This window comes from Peribacillus sp. TH16 (genome assembly GCF_016651095.1).
In the GTDB taxonomy this organism is placed as follows: Bacteria; Bacillota; Bacilli; order Bacillales; family DSM-1321; genus Peribacillus; species Peribacillus butanolivorans.
In genome coordinates, this window is record NZ_JAEKEM010000002.1 from 14,065 (window position 1) to 38,227 (window position 24,163).

Annotated in this window: 22 protein-coding genes, 1 other RNA gene and 1 pseudogene; 3 read left to right on the forward strand and 21 right to left on the reverse strand. The window is 34.4% G+C overall.

What is annotated here, in order from left to right; translation table 11 throughout:
* Positions 1-10: 10 nt before the first annotated feature.
* The 8 genes from JFV29_RS00065 to JFV29_RS00095 all read right to left on the reverse strand — a co-directional run bounded on the left by JFV29_RS00065 (position 11) and on the right by JFV29_RS00095 (position 8,622).
* Positions 11-817, reverse strand: a complete 807-nt coding sequence (locus JFV29_RS00065) for an ABC transporter permease (protein WP_176527609.1) — start codon at positions 815-817, stop codon at positions 11-13.
* Positions 817-1,761, reverse strand: coding sequence for an ABC transporter permease (locus JFV29_RS00070; protein ID WP_446728204.1), 945 nt, complete (start codon positions 1,759-1,761; stop codon positions 817-819). Before JFV29_RS00070 ends, JFV29_RS00065 begins: the two co-directional genes overlap by 1 nt.
* On the reverse strand, positions 1,725-2,891 hold the full coding sequence (locus JFV29_RS00075; RefSeq protein ID WP_098177963.1) for an ABC transporter ATP-binding protein: 1,167 nt from the start codon (positions 2,889-2,891) through the stop codon (positions 1,725-1,727). The genes JFV29_RS00070 and JFV29_RS00075 overlap by 37 nt, the downstream gene beginning before the upstream one ends.
* 19 nt (positions 2,892-2,910) lie before the next feature.
* Positions 2,911-3,837: an extracellular solute-binding protein gene (locus JFV29_RS00080; RefSeq protein ID WP_342366460.1), complete on the reverse strand. Its 927-nt coding sequence runs from the start codon at positions 3,835-3,837 to the stop codon at positions 2,911-2,913.
* A gap of 38 nt (positions 3,838-3,875) precedes the next feature.
* Positions 3,876-4,010, reverse strand: a complete 135-nt coding sequence (locus JFV29_RS30855; protein ID WP_274606891.1) for a hypothetical protein — start codon at positions 4,008-4,010, stop codon at positions 3,876-3,878.
* A 26-nt stretch (positions 4,011-4,036) separates the two neighbouring features.
* Positions 4,037-5,038, reverse strand: coding sequence for a TAXI family TRAP transporter solute-binding subunit (locus tag JFV29_RS00085; RefSeq protein WP_201180494.1), 1,002 nt, complete (start codon positions 5,036-5,038; stop codon positions 4,037-4,039).
* Between the two features lie 169 nt (positions 5,039-5,207).
* Positions 5,208-6,560, reverse strand: a complete 1,353-nt coding sequence (locus JFV29_RS00090) for a sigma-54-dependent transcriptional regulator (protein ID WP_342366461.1) — start codon at positions 6,558-6,560, stop codon at positions 5,208-5,210.
* A 73-nt stretch (positions 6,561-6,633) separates the two neighbouring features.
* Positions 6,634-8,622, reverse strand: coding sequence for a transporter substrate-binding domain-containing protein (locus JFV29_RS00095; RefSeq protein ID WP_201180496.1), 1,989 nt, complete (start codon positions 8,620-8,622; stop codon positions 6,634-6,636).
* 633 nt (positions 8,623-9,255) lie between these two features.
* Between JFV29_RS00095 and JFV29_RS00100 the strand changes: the two genes are divergently transcribed.
* Entirely contained in the window at positions 9,256-9,426 is a 171-nt protein-coding gene (locus tag JFV29_RS00100; protein ID WP_201180498.1) for a hypothetical protein, read from the forward strand.
* A 367-nt stretch (positions 9,427-9,793) separates the two neighbouring features.
* On the opposite strand, the gene JFV29_RS00105 is transcribed toward JFV29_RS00100, so the two are convergent.
* A complete protein-coding gene (locus tag JFV29_RS00105; RefSeq protein WP_056519558.1) occupies positions 9,794-10,123 on the reverse strand; it encodes a hypothetical protein in 330 nt (109 codons plus the stop codon).
* 279 nt (positions 10,124-10,402) lie between these two features.
* Positions 10,403-12,028: a family 14 glycosylhydrolase gene (locus JFV29_RS00110; protein WP_201180500.1), complete on the reverse strand. Its 1,626-nt coding sequence runs from the start codon at positions 12,026-12,028 to the stop codon at positions 10,403-10,405.
* Positions 12,029-12,617: 589 nt separating this feature from the next.
* Between JFV29_RS00110 and JFV29_RS00115 the strand changes: the two genes are divergently transcribed.
* The gene (locus JFV29_RS00115; protein WP_201180502.1) at positions 12,618-13,160 is read left to right on the forward strand and encodes a ribonuclease H-like YkuK family protein; all 543 of its coding nucleotides are present in this window, start codon (positions 12,618-12,620) and stop codon (positions 13,158-13,160) included.
* A 215-nt stretch (positions 13,161-13,375) separates the two neighbouring features.
* On the opposite strand, the gene ssrS is transcribed toward JFV29_RS00115, so the two are convergent.
* From ssrS to JFV29_RS00140, 6 genes and pseudogenes are all read right to left on the reverse strand, one after another.
* A non-coding RNA gene (gene ssrS / locus JFV29_RS00120) (6S RNA) lies at positions 13,376-13,562 on the reverse strand.
* Positions 13,563-13,972: 410 nt separating this feature from the next.
* Positions 13,973-15,334: pseudogene (locus tag JFV29_RS00125) on the reverse strand (IS3 family transposase).
* Between the two features lie 223 nt (positions 15,335-15,557).
* Positions 15,558-16,034, reverse strand: coding sequence for an RNA-guided endonuclease TnpB family protein (locus JFV29_RS31515; RefSeq protein ID WP_446728205.1), 477 nt, complete (start codon positions 16,032-16,034; stop codon positions 15,558-15,560).
* Positions 16,031-16,774 carry an RNA-guided endonuclease TnpB family protein gene (locus tag JFV29_RS31520; RefSeq protein WP_446728206.1) on the reverse strand — a complete coding sequence of 248 codons (744 nt, stop codon included), beginning with the start codon at positions 16,772-16,774 and terminating at the stop codon, positions 16,031-16,033. The genes JFV29_RS31515 and JFV29_RS31520 overlap by 4 nt, the downstream gene beginning before the upstream one ends.
* Positions 16,740-17,123: an SRPBCC family protein gene (locus JFV29_RS00135; protein ID WP_201180503.1), complete on the reverse strand. Its 384-nt coding sequence runs from the start codon at positions 17,121-17,123 to the stop codon at positions 16,740-16,742. Before JFV29_RS00135 ends, JFV29_RS31520 begins: the two co-directional genes overlap by 35 nt.
* A 115-nt stretch (positions 17,124-17,238) precedes the next feature.
* A complete protein-coding gene (locus tag JFV29_RS00140) occupies positions 17,239-17,550 on the reverse strand; it encodes an ArsR/SmtB family transcription factor (RefSeq protein WP_242486770.1) in 312 nt (103 codons plus the stop codon).
* A gap of 455 nt (positions 17,551-18,005) precedes the next feature.
* Here JFV29_RS00140 and JFV29_RS00145 point away from each other — a divergent pair, with 455 nt between their 5' ends.
* Positions 18,006-18,539 carry an IseA DL-endopeptidase inhibitor family protein gene (locus JFV29_RS00145; RefSeq protein WP_201180505.1) on the forward strand — a complete coding sequence of 178 codons (534 nt, stop codon included), beginning with the start codon at positions 18,006-18,008 and terminating at the stop codon, positions 18,537-18,539.
* 217 nt (positions 18,540-18,756) lie between these two features.
* Here the strand turns inward: JFV29_RS00145 and JFV29_RS30860 are convergent, their stop codons facing one another.
* The 5 genes from JFV29_RS30860 to JFV29_RS00165 all read right to left on the reverse strand — a co-directional run bounded on the left by JFV29_RS30860 (position 18,757) and on the right by JFV29_RS00165 (position 24,075).
* Positions 18,757-18,879 carry a hypothetical protein gene (locus JFV29_RS30860; RefSeq protein ID WP_274606892.1) on the reverse strand — a complete coding sequence of 41 codons (123 nt, stop codon included), beginning with the start codon at positions 18,877-18,879 and terminating at the stop codon, positions 18,757-18,759.
* 78 nt (positions 18,880-18,957) lie between these two features.
* Positions 18,958-20,121, reverse strand: a complete 1,164-nt coding sequence (locus JFV29_RS00150; RefSeq protein ID WP_201180506.1) for an acyltransferase family protein — start codon at positions 20,119-20,121, stop codon at positions 18,958-18,960.
* A 523-nt stretch (positions 20,122-20,644) separates the two neighbouring features.
* Positions 20,645-21,364 (reverse strand): lipoprotein BA_5634 family protein, encoded by a 720-nt coding sequence (locus JFV29_RS00155; RefSeq protein ID WP_201180507.1) that lies wholly within the window; start codon positions 21,362-21,364, stop codon positions 20,645-20,647.
* A 37-nt stretch (positions 21,365-21,401) separates the two neighbouring features.
* A complete protein-coding gene (locus JFV29_RS00160; protein WP_201180508.1) occupies positions 21,402-23,330 on the reverse strand; it encodes an FtsX-like permease family protein in 1,929 nt (642 codons plus the stop codon).
* On the reverse strand, positions 23,305-24,075 hold the full coding sequence (locus tag JFV29_RS00165) for an ABC transporter ATP-binding protein (protein WP_201183260.1): 771 nt from the start codon (positions 24,073-24,075) through the stop codon (positions 23,305-23,307). The genes JFV29_RS00160 and JFV29_RS00165 overlap by 26 nt, the downstream gene beginning before the upstream one ends.
* Positions 24,076-24,163 lie beyond the last annotated feature (88 nt).

A 24,163-nucleotide genomic window follows, 5' to 3' on the forward strand; every position in this document is an offset into this window, starting at 1 on the left:
TACGTTTCTATTAACCGTTCGTATGATGAGAACCGCCGAAAACCTTTCCGACACCTTGAATTTTTTCAAGTATAACGATTAGAACGACTGATATGAAAATAACTACGCTTGACACGGAAGCAACGATTGGATTATAGGCATCCTGCATTTGTGAAAAAATCTCAATTGGAAGCGTACGCATTTCAGGTGATACCATAAAAAGAGAGACAGTTACATTATCAAATGATGTTAGAAATGCAAATAGTCCTCCTGAGATAGCAGCTGATCCAATAAGCGGAAGTGTCACTTTCAAAAAAACAGTAAGTGGATTAGCACCAAGTATAGCTGCAGCACGTTCAAGATTATAATCAAATCCACTTAAACCAGTTAAAACGAGACGCATTACATATGGGATACAAATGACAATATGGGCAATTAAAAATCCTGTAGAAGTACCGGCAAGCATCATTGGTGTGAAATACATCAACAGTGCAATACCTAAAACAAGCTGCGGCACACTTAATGGAGAAGTTAAGAGTGCCGTAATGTACGATTTGCCGGGTATATCATACTTTGCAATGCCAAGAGCCCCTAAAGTTCCAAATATGACGGAGAAAATAGCTGCTAAGGCGGCGAATTTGGCACTATTAATAAATGCTTCCAAAAACTCAGGGCGTTCTAAAATTTTGGTATACCATTGTAGTGAGAAACCTTCTGCTGGAAAACTTGGATAATTAGCACTTGTAAAAGAAGCAGGTATAACTACAATGAGTGGTATTAAGATATAGATTATTGCTAACACAGCAACAGCGATGCGAAGGCCACCAAGAGTTTTCATCATCGGAATACCTCCTTAAATTTCCCTTTTTCAAACATTCTAGTAAAGACAGCTACTGAAATGACCGTTGTTGCTAATAGAATATAAGAAAGAGCTGATCCAAATGTCCAGTGAAGCAAGTTATTTATTTGATCATATATGACAACTGGCATAACAGGTACATTTGCTCCACCCATTAGTGCAGGTGTAACATAGGCACTCATCGACAAGCTAAATACAAGAATGCAACCAGAGACAATACCAGGTATACTTAGCGGCAAAGTAATTGAAAAGAACCTTCTGAAAGGACTTGCCCCAAGAATTGCTCCCGCCTTATCTAAAGAAGGATCAATATTATATAAGCTAGCAACAATAGATAAGATCATGAAAGGCAGATATGCATTAGAAAGCCCGATAACAACTCCAATTTCCGAAAATAGTAGTTTCAATGGAGTATCTATAATACCTAGAGCCATCAACGTTTGATTTATCGTTCCGTTAGGCAGTAGCAATAGATACCAACCAAAATTACGAACCACTATACTTACCAAAAGTGGTGACACGATCAAGAGAGTAATGTACCCTCTAACTCGTGGTGAACTTTTTGCCATTGTCATTGCTACTGGATAACCTAGAAATAGAGAAACTAAGACCGAATATAAACTGATTTTCACTGTCAACCATAAAGAAGACAAATAGTAACTATCCGTAAATATTTGTGTATAGTTTTTCAAGCTATATACTGCATCTGCCCCACCAAGATTATCAGTTGAAATAAAGCTTAAATATAGAATGTATAGCATTGGAATGACAAAGAAACCAAAGATAAATAATAAAATAGGTGTTAAAAGGAGTAGTCCTGGTATCCAAATTTTTCTTTTTTTGAATTTAGGTTCTTTTTGTGGCTCTATTGGATTCATATCCTTTTCTATTTCTTGACTAGCATAACTTCTGATGGGCTCCATCCGATATACACCTCACTCCCATTTTGCCATGAAGAATTAAAAGAAGAAGTTAAAACTTGAACACTTTTCCCTTGTAATAAAACATTAATTTCCCATGACGTACCAAGATAATTAATTTGACTAATCTTGGCTTTATGGTAATCAAAAAGTGATAAAGCGGTTTCTTCTACAGGAACAATTTGTACCTTTTCGGGTCTAATATACATCTTCACCTCATCCCCAGCTTTCAAATTGCTATCATTTCCCATGATATTATCTGCATCAACATGAGTGATATCATCACCTATTTTGACTGAAATTCTCCGCTTATCCACTTCTGAAACTTTACCTTCAAAACAATTTGACTTTCCAATAAATTGAAAGACGAATTCTGTTTTAGGATGATTGTAAATATCAGTTGGAGTACTGATTTGTTCGATTTTCCCTGCATTCATAACCACTACTCGATCTGACATAGACAGAGCTTCTTCTTGATCATGTGTTACAAAAATAGTTGTTACCCCAATCTCCTTTTGTAAACGTTTAATCTCGGCTCTTAGCTCATGGCGTAACTTAGCATCAAGATTTGAAAGGGGCTCATCAAGTAAAAGGAGTTCTGGCTCAACTACAAGTGCCCTGGATATTGCAACACGCTGACGTTGCCCTCCTGATAATTCTCTTGGATAACGATTTTCCAATCCTGACATTTTTACTAATTCAAGTGCTTTACTTATTTTCTTTTTTTGTTCAGCTTTACCTACTTTTCGCAACTTCAATCCAAAGCTAAGATTTTCATAGACTGTCATATGAGGAAAAAGGGAATAAGTTTGAAAAACCATACCTAAATCTCTCTTATATGGCGGAACCTTTGTTACATTGTTCCCTTTAATATAAACCTCACCTTGATCTGCATCGAGAAAACCTGCAATTAGATTTAAGGTAGTCGACTTTCCACATCCAGAAGGACCAAGAAGAGTAAGTAACTCTCCTTGCTTCACTTCTAAATCAATGCCATTTAATACAACATTTGATCCGAATTGTTTAAATGCTCCTTTCACCTCTACATCATTTTTATTCGTACCTTTCTGTTGAACTGGTTCAAGATGTGTATGTGTCCTTTTAATTTCTACATCGTTTTTTAAGACTTCCATGTGTTCAACCCGCTCCTTTTTATTTGAGTTTTTTACCTAGTTCAGGAGTAACTTCTTTTGCCCATCTGTCAGACACTTCAGCACGAATCTCAGCAAACTTAGCAAAATCAGGTTTGAATGTTTTATCCGTTTCTTTAAGTCCGATTGACTCTTCGAATTTTTCTGAAATTTCCATTCCTTCTACCGTCGGATAAAATCCTTTCTCGGAAATAAGCGCTTGTGCTTCTTCACTAATTAAATAGTTGATAAATTCAAGTGCTTCTTCATTGTTAGGTGTATTCTTCACAAGTGAAGCATTAAATGCTTGAAGCGGCACACCTTCTTTAGGAACAGCCATCTTAATTGGAACTCCTGAAACAGCAAGTTCGCCAATAGAATAACTTCCCATCACGGTTACGTCAGCAGCTCCTTGTTGGATAGCTGGCATCATTTGCGTTGAATTTTTATAAAAAGTATTAGAATATCCAGCAAGATCTTTTGCTTTTTCAAGCCCTGGCTCCATGTCGTCTGTACTGCCGCCATTTGAAATTGCTAAACCATTAAGAGTATTAAAGCCCCAATCATTCGTAATGTCTGAAAATGCCGTTTTACCCTCGTAATCTGGAGATACAAGATCGTTCCAAGATTCAATCGATTTTAACCCTTTCTTTTTAAATGTTTCTGTATTGTAAGCTGGTGCAATAACCAAGCCGAATACTGGAGCAGCAGCCTTTTCAATTGGAATGAATCGCGAATCTACAGATTTCATATTTGGAACATTAGACTCATCAACGGAATCAATAAGTCCCTTGTCTTGAGCTCGTATTACATCAACAGGTACAAAAAGGGCGACATCAATTTGTGGAGAGTTTTTCTGTAATTCCACTTTTGACAAAATTTCACCTGATAAACCCGAAATATAGTTAACTGTAATCCCAGTTTCTTCTTTGAATTTTGGAGCAATCACATCTCGAATGGCACTTTCAATAACCCCGCCATTACCGGCTATCGTAATTTTTTCTCACCTTTTTCACCTGTACTTGTTTGAGTTGCTTCCCCCGGCTTTTGTGGCGTTGGATTACCACATCCTGCAAGCATAACCAATAATATTATTGAGAATAAACTAATTATTTTTTTCAATTGATGAACCTCCCCATTTTACTTTATTAATGAATAATTCCTTGTTCGGTAAAATAATTTATGGCACCTTGATGATACTCAATAGGAATTTGCATAGTTGCTTCATTTATTGAAATATCAGATGCAGCCGGATGTGTATGCTGCAACTCAGGCAGATGTTCATATAATGTTTTAACAAGATTGTACGCCTGTAAATCTGACATTTCGTCGTAAGTTAATAAGACATTTTTAATTGAAATCGTTTGAATATTCTTTTTCATTCCTTTATATGTGTCACTTGAAATTTCATTCTTTGTATAACCACCATTTTGTTTTTGAAGGCGGTCAATGATATCTTCCGGTATAGGTATAAATGAGAGATTCGTTTCCTTTGAGATGAAAGCGATTTCATTATTCGGGATACCTGAAGAGAAGAAAGCCACATCAATAGTACCATTACGTAATGCTTCTGCAGATTGAGAAAATGAAAGATAGGATAAATTCAATTGGTCAAGCGGTAAATCAGTTTCCAAAAGGATTCGTTCTGCAATTAGTCTTGTACCACTTCCTGACGTACCGATACTAATGCGTTTCCCAACTAAATCTTCTAAGGAATCAATATTGTTTTGTTTCGTTGTAACAATTTGAACATAGTTAGAATAAAGGGTGGTTAATGCACGTAACTTTGATTTATTCGTTTCTGGCAAATCAAGTACATCTACTGTAGTAAACCCAATTTCTGCTTGATGCTGGCTAACTAATTCAGTATTTTCAATAGATGCATGGGTGATTTGAGTCCCCGATACTGCTCCATTATATTTTTCATACAAGTTGGACAATACTTGTCCTAATGAAAAATAAACCCCTGACATATCTCCTGTTGCAATAATTAGCAGTCTATTATTTAAATCCTGACCCTCAGAAGTGAATTGCTTCTGAATTAAAGTATTAGCAGGTGTAGTTATTTCCTGCTGCTCTTTCATAAAAGAGCATCCTGTTATGAAACAAAATAACAAAGCAGCTTTTATAAAGAGTGCTCCATTTTTCATATTGGCCCTCCTTTCTTAGTAAAGTTAAATGCAAGTACTGTGCCAAGTCGATTTATAGCTATAAAATGCAATTCCTGCCGAATTTTTGTGCATTTTAATCTTAAAAATCGGCATTTTTTGCCGGGTACCCAGAAAAAAATGCCGGTAAGTGGTTGATTTAATTTATCTCTTATTCCCCATTTGAAATAAGCTTAATTTTATCGCGAAGGCTTCTTTCTGAAATTTTTAGAATTTGTGCTGTTTTTTGTCGGTGATTTTTACAGTATTGAAGTGTAGCTGTTATTACTTTTTCCTCTATCTCTTTCATCGAGATTCCGATTGGGATACTAAAACTGTTAGAGTCTTCATTGGGACTGCCAGACTGTAATATTAGCTTTTGTTCTTGAACATATTGTGGCAGGTCAGTATCTTCCATATTATTTGAGTTTGAAAGGGCAACAGCATACTCTATAATGTTACCAAGCTCGCGCACATTCCCTGGATAATGATAATCTAGCAATAACCGACGTGCTGATGCTGTGAACGTCTTATCTTCCCGATTCATATCCTTAGCGTGTTTTTTGATGAAATAATCCATAAGCAATGGTAAATCTTCTTTTCTTTCTCTTAATGGTGGCATAGAAATTGGGATAACATTTAGTCTGAAATACAAATCCTCTCGGAACTTACCTTCCATTACCATTTGTTCTAGATTCTTGTTAGCTGCGCTTATAATACGGACATCCAATGAGATTTTTGTATTGGAACCAAGAGGTGTTACTTCCCGTTCCTGTAGCACACGTAATAATTTAGCTTGAAGAGGAAGTGGCATTTCACTAATCTCATCGAGAAAAAGGATACCCCCATCGGCAGCAACGCATTTCCCTTCCTTCCGCTGTGTGGCACCGGAAAACGCTCCTTTTTCATAACCGAATAATTCAGATTCTAGCAACATCTCGGGTATAGCTGCACAATTAACAATCTGCATTGGATTGTTTTTTCGTCTTCCTAAAGTATGAATGCTTCGGGCGACAAGTTCTTTTCCAGTTCCACTTTCTCCTGTAATAAGAACACTTGAATCAATATCCTTCACTCTTTCGATCATTGAAAAAATACGTTGCATTGCTTTGCTGTTACCAAGGAAATTTCCGAATCCTCTTGTCTTCTCTAATTCTTCATGAAGCGTCTCTAACTGATTGGACATCTGTTTAAATTCGGCTGCCCTCATTAAAAGCAATGACAGTTCTTCTATATTGATAGGCTTTTCGATATAGTAATAGGCCCCATTTTTTATTGCCTCAATGGAAGTATCAATAGATGAATAGGCCGTCATCATAATTACAGTAACATTGGGGGACCTGTGTTTAATTTTTTGAAGAATATCTAATCCACTTTTACTTCCAATCCGCAAATCAAGTAGAACAATATCAACTGAAATCTGTTCAATATGTCGAAGACCTTCATCTGGATCTGTAGTAGTGACAACTTGATAATCGTCTTCTAATGCAAAGCTAAGAGCTGTACAAATTGCGAGGTTCGTCATCGATCACTAGCACATGTGGCTTCATATTTCTGTTCCTCCTTTTATGATCATAACAAAAGATTTAATAACATTATTAACTCAAAATGGCTTCTTGTTCTTCAGATAAAGGTAATAAGATGACGAACTTTGTTCCTGAATTAAGATAACTTTTCACATAAATATCCCCATTATTTTCTTTAATTAGTCTGTATGATAACGTAAGGCCTAATCCGACCCCTTTTTCTTTATTGGTGAAGAAAGGTTCAAAGATGTGATTTTGTTCCTCCTGTTTCATCCCCTTGCCCGTGTCAGCTATGACAATCCGTCCTGTTTTTTCGTTCATTTTATCAATTGTAATTTTAATAGTTTTATGCTCTGTTTCTTCTACCGCTTGAATAGAATTTAATACTAAGTTAAGAAGCACCTGATGAATTTGTTGTAAATCTATATAAAAAACAAGGTCTTCATCAATTATTTGTTCAAAATTAATTTGTTTTTTTTCCATAGTTACCTTATGAAAAGCAAGTAAAGAAATAAGTTCGTGAGCGTAATAATTTCGTATATTTGGTGGACGTGGACGTGCATAATCAATTAGATCAGTAACAATCGCATTTAACCGGTTTACTTCAGTAGGCAAGTGTTCCATAAGAACTTGGCGAAATTGAGGATTTTCATATTTACTCGGAAGCAGATCTATGAAAGTTTTTATAGATGTTAAGGGATTCCGAATTTCATGTGCAACACCTGCGACTAGTTGACCAAGTGCATGCAACTTTTCTTGAGTGACCAATTTTTTCTCTAATAGTTTCTTTTCCGTCTCATCATTCATGGAAAGTAAGAATCCTGTTTGTATTTCTTCAGAATTGTACATTTTATGTACCGTATACGAGATTACTTTGCGTTCACTCTCCTCATTTAATACCAAAACTTGAAAATAGTTTGTCCCATTTTTCTCTTCATGTTCTTGATAGGAACTATTAAATAACCTTATTAGAGTTGGATAATTCCTAAGATTCAAAATATTTTTCGCGGAGATGTTAAGAATATCCGATGCTTTTGTATTACAGCTAGTTATTACAAAATCAAGGTCGAATGTAATGATCCCTGTATTTATATTGTTTAAAATTTGATCTTTAAATGCTTTACTATTAGCAATATTTTGCCGTTGCTTCTGTAAATCCTTATTTAAAAGGTGTAGACTCTTTGTTTGGGCATGGACTGATTTCTTAAGTTTTTGATTCCATATGTAAATAATTAAAAGGATCAGAGCTACTGCGGCTAAGATTATGATTAACCAAAAGATAAATTGCTCCAGCTTGGCAATTTTTTGATTGGATTGAGGCATGACCCATTTATCAATTATCTCGTTTAAATTTCGATTTGCTTTAAGTTCAGTGAGTGTATTGTCCATCATGAAAAGCAACGTTTGATTCCCTTTTTTAACTGCAATCGTATAATCTGCGGGTTCAATAACTTCATCAAGTATGATGTAATGATTTTCTTGTCTGAACTTTTTTAAATAATAGTCTGCAGTCCATTTGTTTCCGATAAATACATCTGCCCGTTTGTTCAATAATGTTAGAATACCCGAGTATTGATTAGAAACAGTAGTTAGGTTTGTATTTCTCATGTTCAAAAATGTGCTGATTACTGGCGTGTTATTATCAAGTACAACATGTGAATTACGTAAATCTGTGAGAGTATGAATATCATTTTGCTTGGCGTTTGGGATAATTATTGATTGAGACATTGTGAAATATGATTGGGTAAAATCAAATTGATTATCTTTTTCGGTACTATATGTACTACCAACAATCGCATCAATAGATCCATCCTTTAATGCCTTTTCCGCATCTTGCATACCCATAGGAATATATTCAAAATCAAGCCCATTATAATCCGCTATTTTCTCCATTATATCAATGTTAATACCAGTCAGCTCTCCATCCTTATTTTTAAATGAAAAAGGTGGAAGAGCCCATTCTCCCGCAATTTTATACGTTTTTTGTTCGGCAAAAATATCAGGGGACCATATTGTTTGAAAAAAGAGAGTGAAACAACAGATACCTAATATTTTATACAATTGTTTTATAATTAAGAGCCCTCCTTAAAGTTGAAATTCTTAATTCCATGTAGTTATACTCTCGTTAAAAAACGCCATGATATTAATACTTCTCCAATAAGAACTTGATACCTTTAATATCAAACATATTATTAGTGAAATCTGACACAGTTTTACATGTTGCAACAAATTATGTGCCGCTATTCTACAATAAATAAATCAACTTTATTGTAGTAGGTAGCCACGCTGCCACCCTTGCATCAGCACGTTTGCAAAATCTGTATATATGTAAATCGGGCTTAATGTCAAAAGCGTAATTACTATATAATTAAGTACCACATATTCACACTAAATACAGAAAGCTAAGCAACTAAAGTAAGAATAGCCCCTCTCACATTGAGAAGGGCTATTCAAACATTTCATATAATTTTCATTCACTTTTAGAAATAGCATCTGATTCTATTTAGTTTAGAAAAGATTAACCTAGCATAGGTGCCGATTTCAGAGAATTCCAACAGAAATAAATAGTCCGCATAGACAATTGTATACTCCTAAAAAGTAAACTCTTCCTCGTATAAAATTAATGTAATTTTGGCAAATTGAGATTAATTAAATTGATATATGTCGATAATACTTAGAAAAGGAGTGAATAAAATGTCGATACAACAAACTAGGTCAATTAAACACCAAGTAGTCTCTGAAACAGAGAAGACCTTAAGGATGTTAGTGAAGAATGAAAATATGTCTCCAGAATTACAAGATTGCTATAAATTAGTGATTGGACACTTAAAACATACAATGGGCCATAAATATAACGGAAAGTAATGTTTGGTCATACTCACTATTTAGATTTAGTTCCGGATGTTTATTAGATTCAATTTCAACTTAAAGTCAATTTTTTTCGTTCAGTTTACTCCATTTCACTATCTTATACAAAAACCCCAATAATAGGAAAATGTTTGAAAGTCTATTTTCTTAGGTTCAGATAAAGAATCCAATTCGAACATTTAAGGTGTTTTCCTAATTGAATTGAATTTCATTGGACAAAATTGCCTATTCATTGATTATTTGCCCAATTTAATTTCTAACAACTCAAAAAAGCTAATATTACTCTATAGATGGAAAAATTTTAAAAAGCATTTCCTTAAAATTACAAGGCTTTATTTATGCGAGGTTCTGTTATCTTGTTCAACTAACGGTTCAGATTTGATTCCAAATGCTCCTCTAGAGACAAAATTCTAAACGCTAACTCTTGATTTAGGTCCAAGACCCCTATAACAATCTGATTATCTTCCGTTATTGTTACATATCTTAAGGTTTCATCACCTTGAATCCGAAAATTGGTTTCCAATGGTGTTTCCATCTTTGCAAAGACAGTATCTGTGTACGTAAGTGGAAGAAAATCATCTAAACCTTCTTCGGGGCTACCTAGCCACTTAAACATAAAATCTTTCAATGAAAGTTGTTCAATCGTCGATAGATGATTTTTAAATGTTAATTTGTCTATTGTTACCTTTTTCAACTTAACCACTCCTCAATATTAAATAAAGTTTATACGTATAAACTCCTAACATCAAGGGTATTACAATGACAAACGATTTACATTTTGATTACTAGCCAACTTAATAAGCCATCTATTCCAACCATTTACTAAGTATCTAATTACTTCTTCTTAAATCTTTTTTTAATAGTAAGGTATTTTTTTTCAAATTTCCAAATCGTATTTCACCATTCCCTCTAAACAGTAGCTTTGCCTACCTACCATTAGTACTCATTTTCTTTTAACTCCTTATATATTTATCTACCATGAGGTTTTGTAGTTTCCTTTACCATTTAAAGGAGTTTTATAGCTATTATTTTTACCATCTTGCCATGTAGTATTTCCATTTTCATCTTTTATGAGAAACTTGAATTCATAGAATCGATCTGCGGCTAAATGGAATGTTCCACTCCAGTTGCCTTCTGGATTTTGGGTTAGCTTATATTCGTAATCTGCAGGATTCCACCTGCCGATTTCTCCTCTATCACCAATCAAGTAAACACCCTGATTGGGTGAGACAGGTACATTTTCAACTGTGAATGTAACTGGAATAGACTTACCTTCTAATTTATCTGCCAGCATCCTAAACTCATTTGTTGGATTTCCTTCATCATCGAATAAATATGACATTCTAAGCAAGGTAAAGCCGTCAAAATCGTAGTTGAAAACCATTTCTGCTATATTATCGAAACCCCATTCATTATTGATAAGAGGAAGTGCATTTTCACCGTTTAAGGAAATTCCTTTCTCTTTAGCTAAAGTAGCGATTTGAGTCACTAACGTTTTAGGAGCGCTATAGTATGGTGCAGTATGGGCGTCGTAATCACCCATTTCTAAACAAGTAAACGTGAGGGCCAAATTAGACTTTTTAAACTGCTCAAGTAGTTGAGAGTAATTATAGTAACCAGCGCTATACTCTGCTGAATGCGGCATAACTGGATCATTCATTTTCCAATGGACACCTGAGATTTTAGCCCCAATTGGTACATTAAAAACTTTATCAAAATGTTTATGGGCAAATTTCGAAATTTTTGAAAGATGATTTTCAAGAGCTCCTTGATACCACTCCATAAAGTCGTTTCCAAATTGTGTGTCACTTGCTTCACCACTAGTAAAAAATTCATCCCCGTTACCTGGCGGTTGAATCTCATTCCATTTTTTATACTCTGTTCCCCAAGCAGCATTGAGTTTTTTAATAGTGGAATATTTTTCTTTCATGGTAAGCCTGAAATTCCGTTTCGCACCTTCTGTATAAACTTGAAGCTGTCCCCTCTCAGGATAGTTCCAACCGTCTGCATTTTGATAGGAGGGATATCTCAATTCCCCAGCTGGACCTGCACTTAGATAGATTTTGACAATTAGATCCTTTTTATCAGCAAAGTTCGTTGCAAAGGATTTGTACAATTCGTTGTATTGATCAGCTGTTCCATCCCACCATGGAGCAAGTACTTCTTTATTCCAGTAACCACTTTCACTCTTGAATGCCATGTTTTCGGCAGAATCTTTCTTCCAGAGCCAACTTGGGATGGGATAGTTACAATCATCACCCACATTACCACCACATTGATGCGTAGATAAAATGGGCACCCATTTTAAACCGGAAGCTTCCACTACCTCCCCATACTTTTTATAATAGGACCATTCAAACTTATTATCTTTTTTACTCTCGACTAATCCCCACCAGATATCTGTTGTTATTGCATATACTCCATTTTCCTTCAACTGAATCAATTCTGCTTTAAATGCTTGCCAATCTGTTATTTCACCCAATGGCGCCATCACATATAGCTTGTAATCTGGTTTTACTTCTGCAAAACCAGGTGAAGTACTTGATAAAGGAACAAAATACAGCATAAAGGTAAACATTCCAATAGATAATTTTTTCAAAAAACCACACCTTCCCTTATTGATAATAGAAACCGAGACTTAGTAATAAAATCAGAAATAAGGTTCATGATGTGATAACGTTTTCATTTTCGTGAAAAATAAAGTTGACCTTTACAAAAAAGTATATTTCACTTGGAAATATTTATCAATTATTTTTTCGGGAAAGATAGGGAAATATCCGTCTCGCTAAGCAGGGACTTCAGGAATTCATAACTCTCAAAAAGAAAAACTGGATAGTCCTAAAAAAGACTATCCAGAAAAAAATTCCTAATGGATGCTCTTTCTATGTATGTTTAGTTAGGGATATATATTTTCGAACCGTTAACGATTCAAACTATTAATGAGCTTCATCAGCAAATGTCATTAATAGATTGAATCGGTATCTCTCAATTAGAATTTTCATTAAGGATTTTGCATTCTTAATAAGAGCTGTTTCTTACATTTCCTTTTATTGATGACTACATCTTCATTTGAGGGTTGGTTCTACTCACTGCACGAAACAAGAACTTACTTCATATGATGTGTTATTGGCGGGGAGTAGATATGGAACAATCAGTATTATAGCCAGGGAAAGGTTGGGTGCAACAATATGAGGCAATATCCAATTCATAACATTCCATTTCAAAATCTTCAGGAAAAAAACATGTCATTTGAAGAGGTATTCGATCATATTGTAAAGTTCATGAAATTAAATCCATCTGGTAACTATCGATTGATGGTCGGTACTGATTCTCAAGTACATAAAAAACATACGGTTTTCATTACAGGCATTGTGATACAGCAGGTCGGGAATGGTGTGTGGGCTTGTATAAGAAAAGTGACGATTCCTAGAAGGATGACCCAATTACATGAACGTATTTCCCATGAATTGTCGTTAACTGAGGAGATTGTATCCATGTTTACGGAAGAAAGAAAAAATCAGTTAATCGATATTGTACTGCCTGCTGTATATCAAGGGGCAACGTTCATCATGGAGGGCCACATTGATATCGGGATTGGAAAACGGAACAAAACAAGTGAGTTTGTAAAAGAAATGGTAGCTAGGATGGAATCCATGGGAGTGGAACCCAAAATTAAACCCAATGCTTTCGTTGCCTCAAGTTATGCCAATCGGTATACAAAGCAAGAATAAATGTTGCTAATAAACAACACGTAAGGTACCAAGCTGTAAACTATGGAATTAAAAAAAGTAAGACGGTTGAAAATAAATATATTAGTTCAATATGGGTTCGATATTATCGGTTCGGTTCTTCAGACTACAAAGCGATACATACAATTCCTATAGTACGTTGTGAAAAAAACAGCAAAAAACCGGCCTCAGACCGAGACCGGTTTCAACATTTAAAGATGTAAGCCGCCATTGCCGTATTCAGTAAGAAAGTTTTAAACCACCACTCCTCAAAGTGGGTGTTTGCAGAAACAATCCTGTTGTCCAAGTCAGTGACAAGGCATAACATTCCTGTTTCAATATAAAACTCCCTATTACAGCTTAAAGGTTAAAACTTAATAATCATTACGAACAGCGCAGCTTGTATACTTATATTACCTAAACTCCGCTCATTCCACAATGTAAACAATTACCATTATCTAAAAAGATTCAGCAAAGCCCGATACAACCTAAAAATAGCTACGAATGAATTGAACATTAGTAAATCAAAATATTGGTATATTCCCATTTTTACTAACTTAAATGATCACTGTCTCAAAAGTTTATGTAACACCTATTCGATAAAAATATATTTATATTGAATTTAAATATTGATTAAAAAAACTATATAATCCCCATGTTTTTTCTTGAAGGTGTAATTCTGTTCTTTTGTCAGAAAAGGAGGATAGGGGAAATTTTTTTCATATCCTTCCCTGGCTACTGATATAATAGAATCTATTAAAAAAGGTCAACCAGTAATTTTGAACTGACCCCATAAAGTTAGACAGGTTATTTCGTTAGGCAGCCCGTTGGGCATGAGCTCGGTATTGTACCGGGCTCATGCCTTTTAATTTTGCCTTGATTCGTTTGTGATTATAGTATTCTATATATTTTGCTAGTTCTTGTTTAAAGTGTTCCACACTTTCAAATTCTTTTAGATAGAGAAGTTCCGATTTCATTATACCAAAGAAATTTTCCATAACAGCGTTATCGTAACAATTCCTTTTGCGAGACATACTTTGCGTAATGCCACGTTCCCTAAGGGCACTACGGTATTGTTTCATTTGATAATGCCAGCCTTGATCTGAATGAATAAGGAGAGTATCGTCGTCTGTTAAACGTTCAAAAGCTTGATCTAACATCGTTGAAATGAGTGAGTAGGTTGGTCTTGAACCGATTGTATACGTAATGATTTCTCCATTAAATAAGTCCAATATCGGCGATAAATATAGCTTTTCTCCAAATAATTTAAACTCTGTAATATCCGTAACCCATTTCTCATTTGGTTTTTCAGCTTTGAAATTGCGATCTAAAATATTTTGTGCAATCTTGCCCACAGTTCCTTTGTAAAAGCGATATTTTTTCATACGGACAAGACATTTTAGCCCTAGTTCTTTCATGATAAGCTGTACCTTTTTGTGGTTTACTTTGTGTCCGCGATTTCTAAGTTCATCACGAATACGACGGTAACCAAACCTACCTTCATGTTCATCGAAAACAGATTTAATCAATACTTTCAGTTCTGGGATCTGGATCAGGACGACCGAAGTTTTTCACCCAATAGTAATACGTGCTATGCGGAATGTCTGCGAGCTGTATAAGTGCTTTCACCGGGAATGCATACCTTAATTCATAGACTACTAGTGCTTTGTCTTGTTTGGTGATTTTTCCTTGTTTTGAACTAAGGCATTCAACTTTTTTAAATAGGCAATCTCCATACGTAAACGTTCATTCTCCGCCTGTAAAGCCTCTATTGATCCTTCATCGGGTACTTGAGTATTTGATGTCTTATTATTTTTATTTTTCATGGATGGACGCCCCTTTTTCTTTGATTGTAGGGCATCAAATCCTTTTGTTTCATAAGCAACTTTCCATTTTCTAAGCGTTTCATAAGATGGAATATTAAAAATCGCCGCTGTTTTCCTGATAGACGTCCCGTGTTCGTTCATATAATTGAGTACATCTAGTTTAAACTGTGCGGGGTAGAGTGTATAGCGTTTTTCAAAAGCATCATCATCAAAAAGTTCAAATTGTTTAATCCACTGATGGAGTAAACTCGGATGAACACCAATAGATTTAGCAATTGTTTTTCCTCCCTCATTACCATCTATATATTGTCTTACTGCCTGTATTTTTTCTTCTGAAGAAAATCTCGCCATAAAAAAACTGCACCTCCAATTGTTAGTTGTGTCTAACAATTGGGGTGCAGTTCATTTTTACTGGTCGACCTTATAATACGAACTATCCGATAGTTAAACAAGAACCTTATTTTCTATTGCATTATTGCGTATTTCCGAATTGAACTACCCACCACTTATCGACCTTACGGTCTGATTGAAGTGGGGGATTCCTAAGAACATTAGCCTATCGGCCAATTTTTAATTAGGCTACTCCCGTAGTTCCTACGGTTAGAAGCCTTATGGCTTCATTCATTAGATTGAGTCCTGCGTTAATATCTCGATTGTGGTGAGTAGAACAAAAAGGACAATCCCATTCACGAAGATTCAGATCTTTAACGTCTTTATTTTGGTAACCGCAGCTAGAACACAATTGGCTAGAAGCAAACGTTTTAGATACGGTCACGATTTGTTTACCATACCATTTTGCTTTGTATTCCAACATTTTTTTGAATTGGTACCAAGATACTTCACAAATAGCTTTAGCTAGTTTGTGATTTTTCATCATATTCGACACTTGCAAGTCTTCCATTCCAATAACATCGTGGTTTTTGATGATTTCGGTAGAAACTTTATGAAAGTAATCCATTCGGGCATTTGAAATTTTTTCGTGTAGGATAGCCACTTTTTGTTTTTGTTTTTGATAGTTTTTAGCTTCAGCCAATGGTTTATTTTGATTCAAGGCATTTCTTGTCGCCTTGAAAGAATCCGTTGTGCTTTGGCCAATTTCTTTTCGACCATCCGGAAGAATTTTGGATTTTGATAGACCGTACCATCTGAAAGAATAGCAAAATTCTTCAAACCAACATCTACACCGCACGAACGATTATTTTTAGGAAGTACTTGTACATGGGTTTCGGCTAAAACGGAAATGAAATATTTACCCGAAGGGTTCCGCCTGATTGTGGCATTGATGATTCGCCCTTCGACTTCGCGGCTTTTAGCAAAACGAACTAGACCGAGTTTTGGCAATTTGATTTTGTTTCCAATTATTCCGATATTTCCATTCGTCTGTTTAGTCGTGTATGACTGGATAGGATTCTTTTTTGATTTGAAGCGTGGTGACTTATTTTGCTTTTTATAATATCGACTATAGGAATCTGCTAAATTTTCCACCGATTTCTGTAAGGCAATACTGTCTACTTCTTTCAGGAAAGAATACTCTTTCTTTAAAGCTGGAAGTTCTTTGATTGTTGCGTATTTATCCAGAAAATAACCTTTCCATTCATTAGAGGGTAATTGGCCGTCCTGCTTCATTTCTTCACAAATATACCAGTAGGCATCTTTCTCCTTTTGTTTGCCTAAAAAGAAGTTAAAGACAAAACGGGAGCAGCCGATCGTTTTAATGATTAGAACTAGTTGTTCTTTAGTTGGATAGATTCGAAATTTATAAGCTTTGGCCTTCTTCGTGAGGAACGACAATCAATTGTGTGAAGGTCATATTGCAGCCATTTTCAAAAGGATTAATTTCAACGGTAATCCTGTCCTCCGTATCACTGAATTGAGGCATTTTAAATGTGAAAACTAATTTACTTGGTGAGTCAACTTCTATGTACTTACCAACTGCCCTGTAATCTTTACCTTCTCTATGGTCGACAATTTCCCAGGTGCCACCTACAATAGGCTCATTGGTTGCCACTTTATTCGTTGATTCCATTGTAAAAAACCATTTTCTCATCATTTCTGGGTTCAGCCAAGCGTCAAATACTCTTTTCGCCGGGACATCAAAACGACGAATCATAGTAAGTGTTGTTGTTGATGTATTAACCATCTTTATCAACCTTTCCTAAATAAGTTAATTATTAAATTGTACTAACAATCTAATGTTCTTCCTTTTTGGCTTTATTTAGCTCACGTTCAAGAACATCAAACTGCCTGTTCCAAAATCACTCATAAAAACGAAGCCATTCTATAGCGGATGATAACAAATCGGGGTTTAGACGACATATATGTGTTCTCCCTTTCGATGTCTTATTTAGTAATCCTGCCCGTTCTAAAACTTGGATATGCTCAGAAATTGCTGCTAAAGACATATCAAAAGGTGCTGCCAGTTCTGAAACTGTTCGGTCATTAGAGGCAATAAGGCGAACTATTTCTCTTCGAGTTGGGTCAGCCAAAGCTTGGAAAATATTATCTAGTTTATCATTATTATGTTCAACCATATGGTTAACTAAAATGGATAAAACTAAATAACTCAACCATTTGGTTAAATATGATCTCTATGCCTTTTTTTTAAACAGATTCGTGTAATGTATAACATCAACTCTTTATTTCACTATCTTACTTACGTTAGGGCAACAAGAAAAGCGATTTATTCCGATAACTGCCTAATATAGCGGAAGCTCTTCTATATAATGTAAGTTCCTCATAGAATAAGCGATGGATGATAAATAAATACTTAGCTGTAAGCTAAATTGGATTGCAACTCTTAAATCATTCCCTTTTCTTTATGTAGATAGGGTAAACGCTACTTTTGAAAGAAATAATATGAACAAATTATGTATACTCCAATAAAAACTAAAAATATATTATGAAATTACTAAAATTTCTCTTTTACTAATGTCGATCTTGTTGTAATATAAATGTAACAATTGTAATATTAATTGCGCTATTGTTACATAATTATCCTAATTAGAGATTGGGGAGAGAAAGTATGAAAAAATTTTCAGGTATGCTATTATCAATCATCATTCTTTTTTGTACAATGAGTACCGTAGTTACAGCACAAAATACATCACAGAATTTATCTGACAAAAATGCATTAAAGATAGCCGATAAAGCCAGCAATCATTTCTGGAATGCATTACATGGATACACTAATCAATCCTGTTCACAAAAAACATTTAATTATAAAGGTACAGAGTATTCTTACCTTTGCCAAGAATTTAATACTAAAGACAAGCTAGTTAAATACTTAACTGAAGCATTTACTAATAGTGCAGTAGAAAAAGGACTGACAAAGTATAAATATATTACGTATAAAGGAAAATTAGCTCGTCCTATAGGAGACGGCGACAGCATGTTAGAGTGGAGAAAAGCGAAAATTAAATTGGTCTATCAAAAACCGAACGTTAAATCCTATAATTTAACGGTCCCTACAGTCGACGGTGATTCGGTTAAAAGAACAGTTACTTTTTATAAGTCCGGATCCAAGTGGAAAGTTAATCAGTTCGATGCAGTCCAATAAGTTAATGGCTTTGATGAAAAACCTCTTATGCAGTAAACATAAGAGGTTTTTCATTTGCATGTTTCCCCGCGAGTTCAGATTCCCCATCACCACACTATTTAAAAGCTTCATATTAAATACTCCCCTCACTATGGTATAGGTTTCATCTATAAACTTGTTATTGCTCTGCCAACCTTTAGAGCCCTAAAAAAAGAAAACACAGCAAGAATGCTGTGCGTTAACGTATTTTTGCTTTTCGAAAGCCTTGATAAGAATCAATTACTGCAAAAATGATGGTCAGCATGATGAGACCCCAGTATATCGAACCTTCCCATTCATTTGGTGAAAATAATTTTGTCATATAGGGGTCACCATATCATTTCGGGAAAACTGTACGTTTAGACAAAATTTGGACACAAATCAACCGATCCCTAATATACTAAGGAACCGGTAATATTCGTATATTTACTAAAGAAATAAGATTCCTACGAGTATCATACTTTTTTTGAAACTTTGTTGTTCTTTGTTTCGCCCAATTGATACACTTCTTTTCAATTAAATGATACGATAATATAGAACAAAGTATTGTCATTGTTATACATAAGATAAGAAGGAACAGAATAGATATCTTTGCATACAAAAGTTTAAATAGTACCATCATGATTGGGAAATGACACAAATAGATACTATATGAAATTTCTCCTAAGTATACAAATGCACTCTTATTTAACATTGCTTTTACTTTTAGGTTACTCATGGCCATTATAATAAGTGTACTAACACCAATTACGACACCCCAATCTTTTAATAAGAAAGTAGTATCATTACGAGAAAACCCATAAATCAAAATGGAATATAAATATAGAATAATCCCTAATGCAATAAGAAGTCCTCTTTTTAATTTTTTCATATTCCTATATAAGTAGATAAGTTTTTCCTGATGCTTAAAAAGTAACATTCCAACCATAAACATAGATGTGAAATGCAGTGTATCGGCATAACCATTATAAAATCCCTCAGCTTTCCCAATATGCAACATATTAAGGAAAATACTAATTAAAGAAAAGCTCATAGCAAATAGTATCGTTTTCTTCCAACTCAGTTTATAAAAAAGAAGGAATAACAAAGGAAACACAATAGATATACGCATTTCTTGAGCCAATGACCAGATAACTGGATTATAATTTTCCGTAAAAAAGTTATTAAGAAGCACAAAGTGATTTATAATATCTAATTTTGTTATAGACCCTTGCCACCTATCATAGAACCAATCCCGTAGTCCTGTCACTTCATACGGCGAAAACAAAATAAATAAAGCAAAGGTGATGAATATCCAGAAATAATAAGGGATATAGATTCGTACAAATCGCTTAATTAAATATCCCCAATAATTTGTTTTTGAATAATAAAGTGCCATAGATAACACAAAACCACTGAGTACATAAAAAACGATTACAGCTTCCCCACCAGCCCATAAAAACCTAAGCGGGGAGAATTTAATAGAATTAGGCAACGATGGTAGCATTAAACAAAAATGTCCAAATACCACTGTAATAGCCGCTACTCCTCGTATGGAATCTAATTCTTTTATTCTCTTACTCATAAAATGTTCTCCTTGTATATAGTTAATAAAGGCCACTATACTAGTGTAGTGGGAGAATTGTACATATTGTGCTTATTTTTCTTTAAATTCCTGATATAAGCGGTACAAAGTCAATCTGTGTATCTTTTGAAGGGAATTTTCGTATTTAGGCACAAATTATATAATAATAATAATAGAAAGAATAAAAGAAATTTTATCTAAAGTTTCTTTAAAAATGTTATTCCAATTTATTGGCACACATAAACATATTTACTTATTTTAAAAGCTACATTCTAATAGATAACTGGACATTGATAAATACACAGTTTATGAAAGTGATTATAGGGGGCACCATATTCAAAAAAGGAAAACTGTGCGTTTAGATATATTTTGGACACAAATAATTAAATTCCTTACTATACAAAGAACTGATTTAATGGATTATATAAATGAAACAGACTTTAATATTACATCTCATAAATAGTCATACGAATTAACATAATTATTTATGAGGCCCGTAAAACATAATTTAGCAATGAAGTTTTTACTTTTCAAGAAAGGAAATGCTCTTCAAATGCTTCACATGTTCTTTTATATCTTTAGTTAATCTTAACCATTCTGTTTTGGTTTTTAATGCATCAGAATCACTTGCATCAGGAGCTATTACTTCGTCTCTAAGACTTCCATAGGTCTTCTTGAGGTGTAAAGTCGCCATACTTGTTTCTGGTACAGGAATTTTATTAAACATCTCGTCACTAACTATGGCAATCACAGTTTCGAAACTTGGGTCTGGGATATATCCGAACCAAGCTGGATCATCATGTTGTGCTTTAAATTTAATATCATTCATCGTAACTTCCTTTAAACGTTTTACATTTTCCGAGCTATCGTATCGTGATAATAGCAATGCGGTATCTTTTTCAACATCGGGTAAAGATTGAATGGAATAAGAATCAGAAAAAGTAGGAGATTTCACATTCTTTGGTCGTCGTAACAATCCTTGTTTTACAAGCTCTTCAGCTGTATCTCTCTTCAAAATTAACGTATTTAAATCTTCGATTGTAGATTGTTTAATTTTATATACGGCATTTGATTGAATTTTATTTTTATATTGATTAACTATGTCTTGTAATGGTTGTTCGTTACCTATCAGTAACATCCCATTTCTAGTCTGGGTTTCGTGCTTATTATCGAATAGTGAACAAGCACTCAAAAGAGAAATAGCCATTACTCCAATGATGCATATACGAATTATTTTCTTCATTTTACATTCTCCTCAATTAAATATATTGGACAACAATTCACATGGTTTTTTTATACAAATATCGAAGGTAACGCCAACGAATCACAAAAAAGTATACAATTTGTAAGAACATAAAGGATACAAGTATAACAAAAGAATCAGTTACAATAGAAAACGAAACTAGATTTTGTAGTGCAGTAAAGGCAACAATACTATGAACTACAGCTATTGTAATTGGTAAAAAGAACATGATACAGAGCTGACGTGTTATGATCTTTTTTAACTCGTTTTGAGTTAAACCAACTTTCGCAATCGTCTTGTATTGTTGTTGGTCCCTTTCTAGGTCTGTATATAGACGTGAGTATAGAAAACTTGCAGCAAAGGTAAAAAACACAATTCCAACTAATGCGCTGATAATGAGTAACATTCCGTTTTCTTGTTTGTCAGACAACCATTGCAATACTAGAGAGTTAAGATAATATTTTCCTTCTTCATCCAGTGGGATAGAGTGCTGTAATTGACTGGCAACTTCTTTGGATTTCTCCCAATCTTTCACAGCAAATACATGGAACTTTGGTAACCCCATTGCATTCAGGCTCATGTTTGGAATTTTTTCATACATGCTGTCAGAAACTACAACCATCGTTTTTCCAGTATCTTTTTCATTCCATCCTATATAGGATACCGTTTTCTTAATATGAAACTGAATATCCATATTTCCTTGCAATAAATCAATTGTTTTAATGACGTCTTCTTTATTTCTAAATTTTGTTTGCTGTGAAACTGTTGTTGGCACTATAATAGCTTCATCGTCATTTCTGAGTGTTTCTTTTGGATGCCCAAGTGCATTGGCAACGCTGTTAAAATCTGCCAAACTAAAAATAATAAGGTCGTTTTCGGTCTCTTTTGGAGTGGCAGTACCTTCATGATAGGAAAAACGAGCCTCTGACAACTGTTTTTTAATTTCTGAAACATGTGTTTCTTCTTGCTTGTTTTCAGGAGAGGATTGATAAGTAAAAGCAAATGGGTTGGTCATTTCAGCTAATCCTGGATTTCCCAGAGACATAAAAGTTCCAATCCCTGTGAACGAAACAGCTGAAATAATCGCTACCATAAAAAACATAATGGCATTATCTTTCATACGATATATTAATTCTGAAATTGTAAGTAGGTTGAGTTTTTTTAAGAAGATGGATTCCTTACGTTTCAATATATACAACATATACACACTCAATTGAGTAAATAAGAAATATGTTCCTATTACAACCAACACTACGCCTATTGGAATCAAAACGAGCAAATTCTGATGCAAAGGAAAATAAAACTCTACTGCATACCCTACAACGATTAATATAATTGCCAGCAAAGAAAGTACAATAGATGCTTTAGGTTCTGGTTTTGGTTTTTCTTCAGACAGTAAAAGTTCAATTAGTTGTCCTACTTTCACTATTCTAGAAGTTAATAAAGCAATGGATAGAAACAACAGTAAAAAAGCTCCGACAGTCATTAAGATTGCTTTTATTGGTATATAAAACGCTAATCCTTTATGGATCGCAAAAATGTTAGCGCATATTATTAAAACAAGTTTAGCCAAAATAAGACCGACCGTAATCCCACATATAATAGCAGCCATACCAATAAGCATATTTTCTATGAATAACAGTTGATGCAATTGTCTAGGTGACATACCTTGAATCATTAGAAGTCCAAATTCTTTTTTTCTCACTTTTAAGAATGCACTTACAGAGTATAAGAGGAAGAAAAATGAGAAGATAAATATTAAATATTGAGATGTTTGCATCCCTATCTTTCCTAGTATATTTATTGTTGCACTTATAGTAGTCAGTTCACCCTGTAGGTCAGGATGGAATACTAGTAGTGCGTATATAAAAAAAACCATCACAGAAAATGCGCTACTCAAGAAGTGAGCAACATATGTGCGCTTGTTTCGAATAATATTATTAAACGCGAACTGCCGAAAAGTCATTCCAACGTCCCCCTAATAACGATAAAACATCTAGAATTTTTTGATAAAACACTTTACGACTATCTCCACAATAAATTTCATTGTACAGCTTTCCATCTTTAATAAATACAATACGATCGCAATAACTTGCAGCCATCGCATCATGTGTCACAAGCATCATTGTTGTACCCAACTCTTTATTGAGTTTTGAAAATTGTTCCATCACATCACTTGCAGATTGTGAATCCAAGTTTCCTGTGGGTTCATCTGCTAGTAATAATGTTGGATTATGAATAATTGCACGTGCAATAGCCGTTCGCTGTGCTTGACCGCCAGAAATTTCATACGTACGCTTATTTAAGATATCTGTAATCCCTAATTTTCCAGCAATAGATGCCACACGTTGATTCATTTCTTGAGGGGGTACCCCATCTAACGTAAGCGGTAGAATAATATTTTCTTTTACTGTTAATGTGTTTAATAAGTTAAATGATTGAAACACAAATCCTAATTCCCGTCTTCTAAATAAAGCTAATTGATTTATTGGCAACTGATGTGGACTTTCTCCATCAATGATAACTTCCCCTGAAGTAGGGGTATCAATAGTTGAAATCATATTTAGTAGTGTTGTTTTACCACTCCCAGATGGCCCCATAATTCCTACAAACTCGCCTTTATTTATCTTTAAATCAATATTAGACAGGGCTGTATAGGAAACATCCCCCTTATATATTTTACTTACATCGTAAACATTTAGTATTCCCATAGCATTCTCACCTTTCATTTCTGGTTGTTTATATTATAAAGTGTAACCAATTTTTCTTTTCTCTCATATCGAACTTCCTAACATTTAT

Coding starts and splice junctions, on each gene's coding strand:
- JFV29_RS00065 (WP_176527609.1), bottom strand. CDS start 817: ATGAAAACTCTTGGTGGCCTTCGCATCGCTGTTGCTGTGTTAGCAATA.
- JFV29_RS00070 (WP_446728204.1), bottom strand. CDS start 1,761: ATGGAGCCCATCAGAAGTTATGCTAGTCAAGAAATAGAAAAGGATATG.
- JFV29_RS00075 (WP_098177963.1), bottom strand. CDS start 2,891: ATGGAAGTCTTAAAAAACGATGTAGAAATTAAAAGGACACATACACAT.
- JFV29_RS00085 (WP_201180494.1), bottom strand. CDS start 5,038: ATGAAAAATGGAGCACTCTTTATAAAAGCTGCTTTGTTATTTTGTTTC.
- JFV29_RS00090 (WP_342366461.1), bottom strand. CDS start 6,560: ATGACGAACCTCGCAATTTGTACAGCTCTTAGCTTTGCATTAGAAGAC.
- JFV29_RS00100 (WP_201180498.1), top strand. CDS start 9,256: ATGTCGATACAACAAACTAGGTCAATTAAACACCAAGTAGTCTCTGAA.
- JFV29_RS00115 (WP_201180502.1), top strand. CDS start 12,618: ATGAGGCAATATCCAATTCATAACATTCCATTTCAAAATCTTCAGGAA.
- JFV29_RS00135 (WP_201180503.1), bottom strand. CDS start 17,123: ATGGTTAATACATCAACAACAACACTTACTATGATTCGTCGTTTTGAT.
- JFV29_RS00145 (WP_201180505.1), top strand. CDS start 18,006: ATGAAAAAATTTTCAGGTATGCTATTATCAATCATCATTCTTTTTTGT.
- JFV29_RS30860 (WP_274606892.1), bottom strand. CDS start 18,879: ATGACAAAATTATTTTCACCAAATGAATGGGAAGGTTCGATATACTGG.
- JFV29_RS00150 (WP_201180506.1), bottom strand. CDS start 20,121: ATGAGTAAGAGAATAAAAGAATTAGATTCCATACGAGGAGTAGCGGCT.
- JFV29_RS00155 (WP_201180507.1), bottom strand. CDS start 21,364: ATGAAGAAAATAATTCGTATATGCATCATTGGAGTAATGGCTATTTCT.
- JFV29_RS00160 (WP_201180508.1), bottom strand. CDS start 23,330: ATGACTTTTCGGCAGTTCGCGTTTAATAATATTATTCGAAACAAGCGC.
- JFV29_RS00165 (WP_201183260.1), bottom strand. CDS start 24,075: ATGGGAATACTAAATGTTTACGATGTAAGTAAAATATATAAGGGGGAT.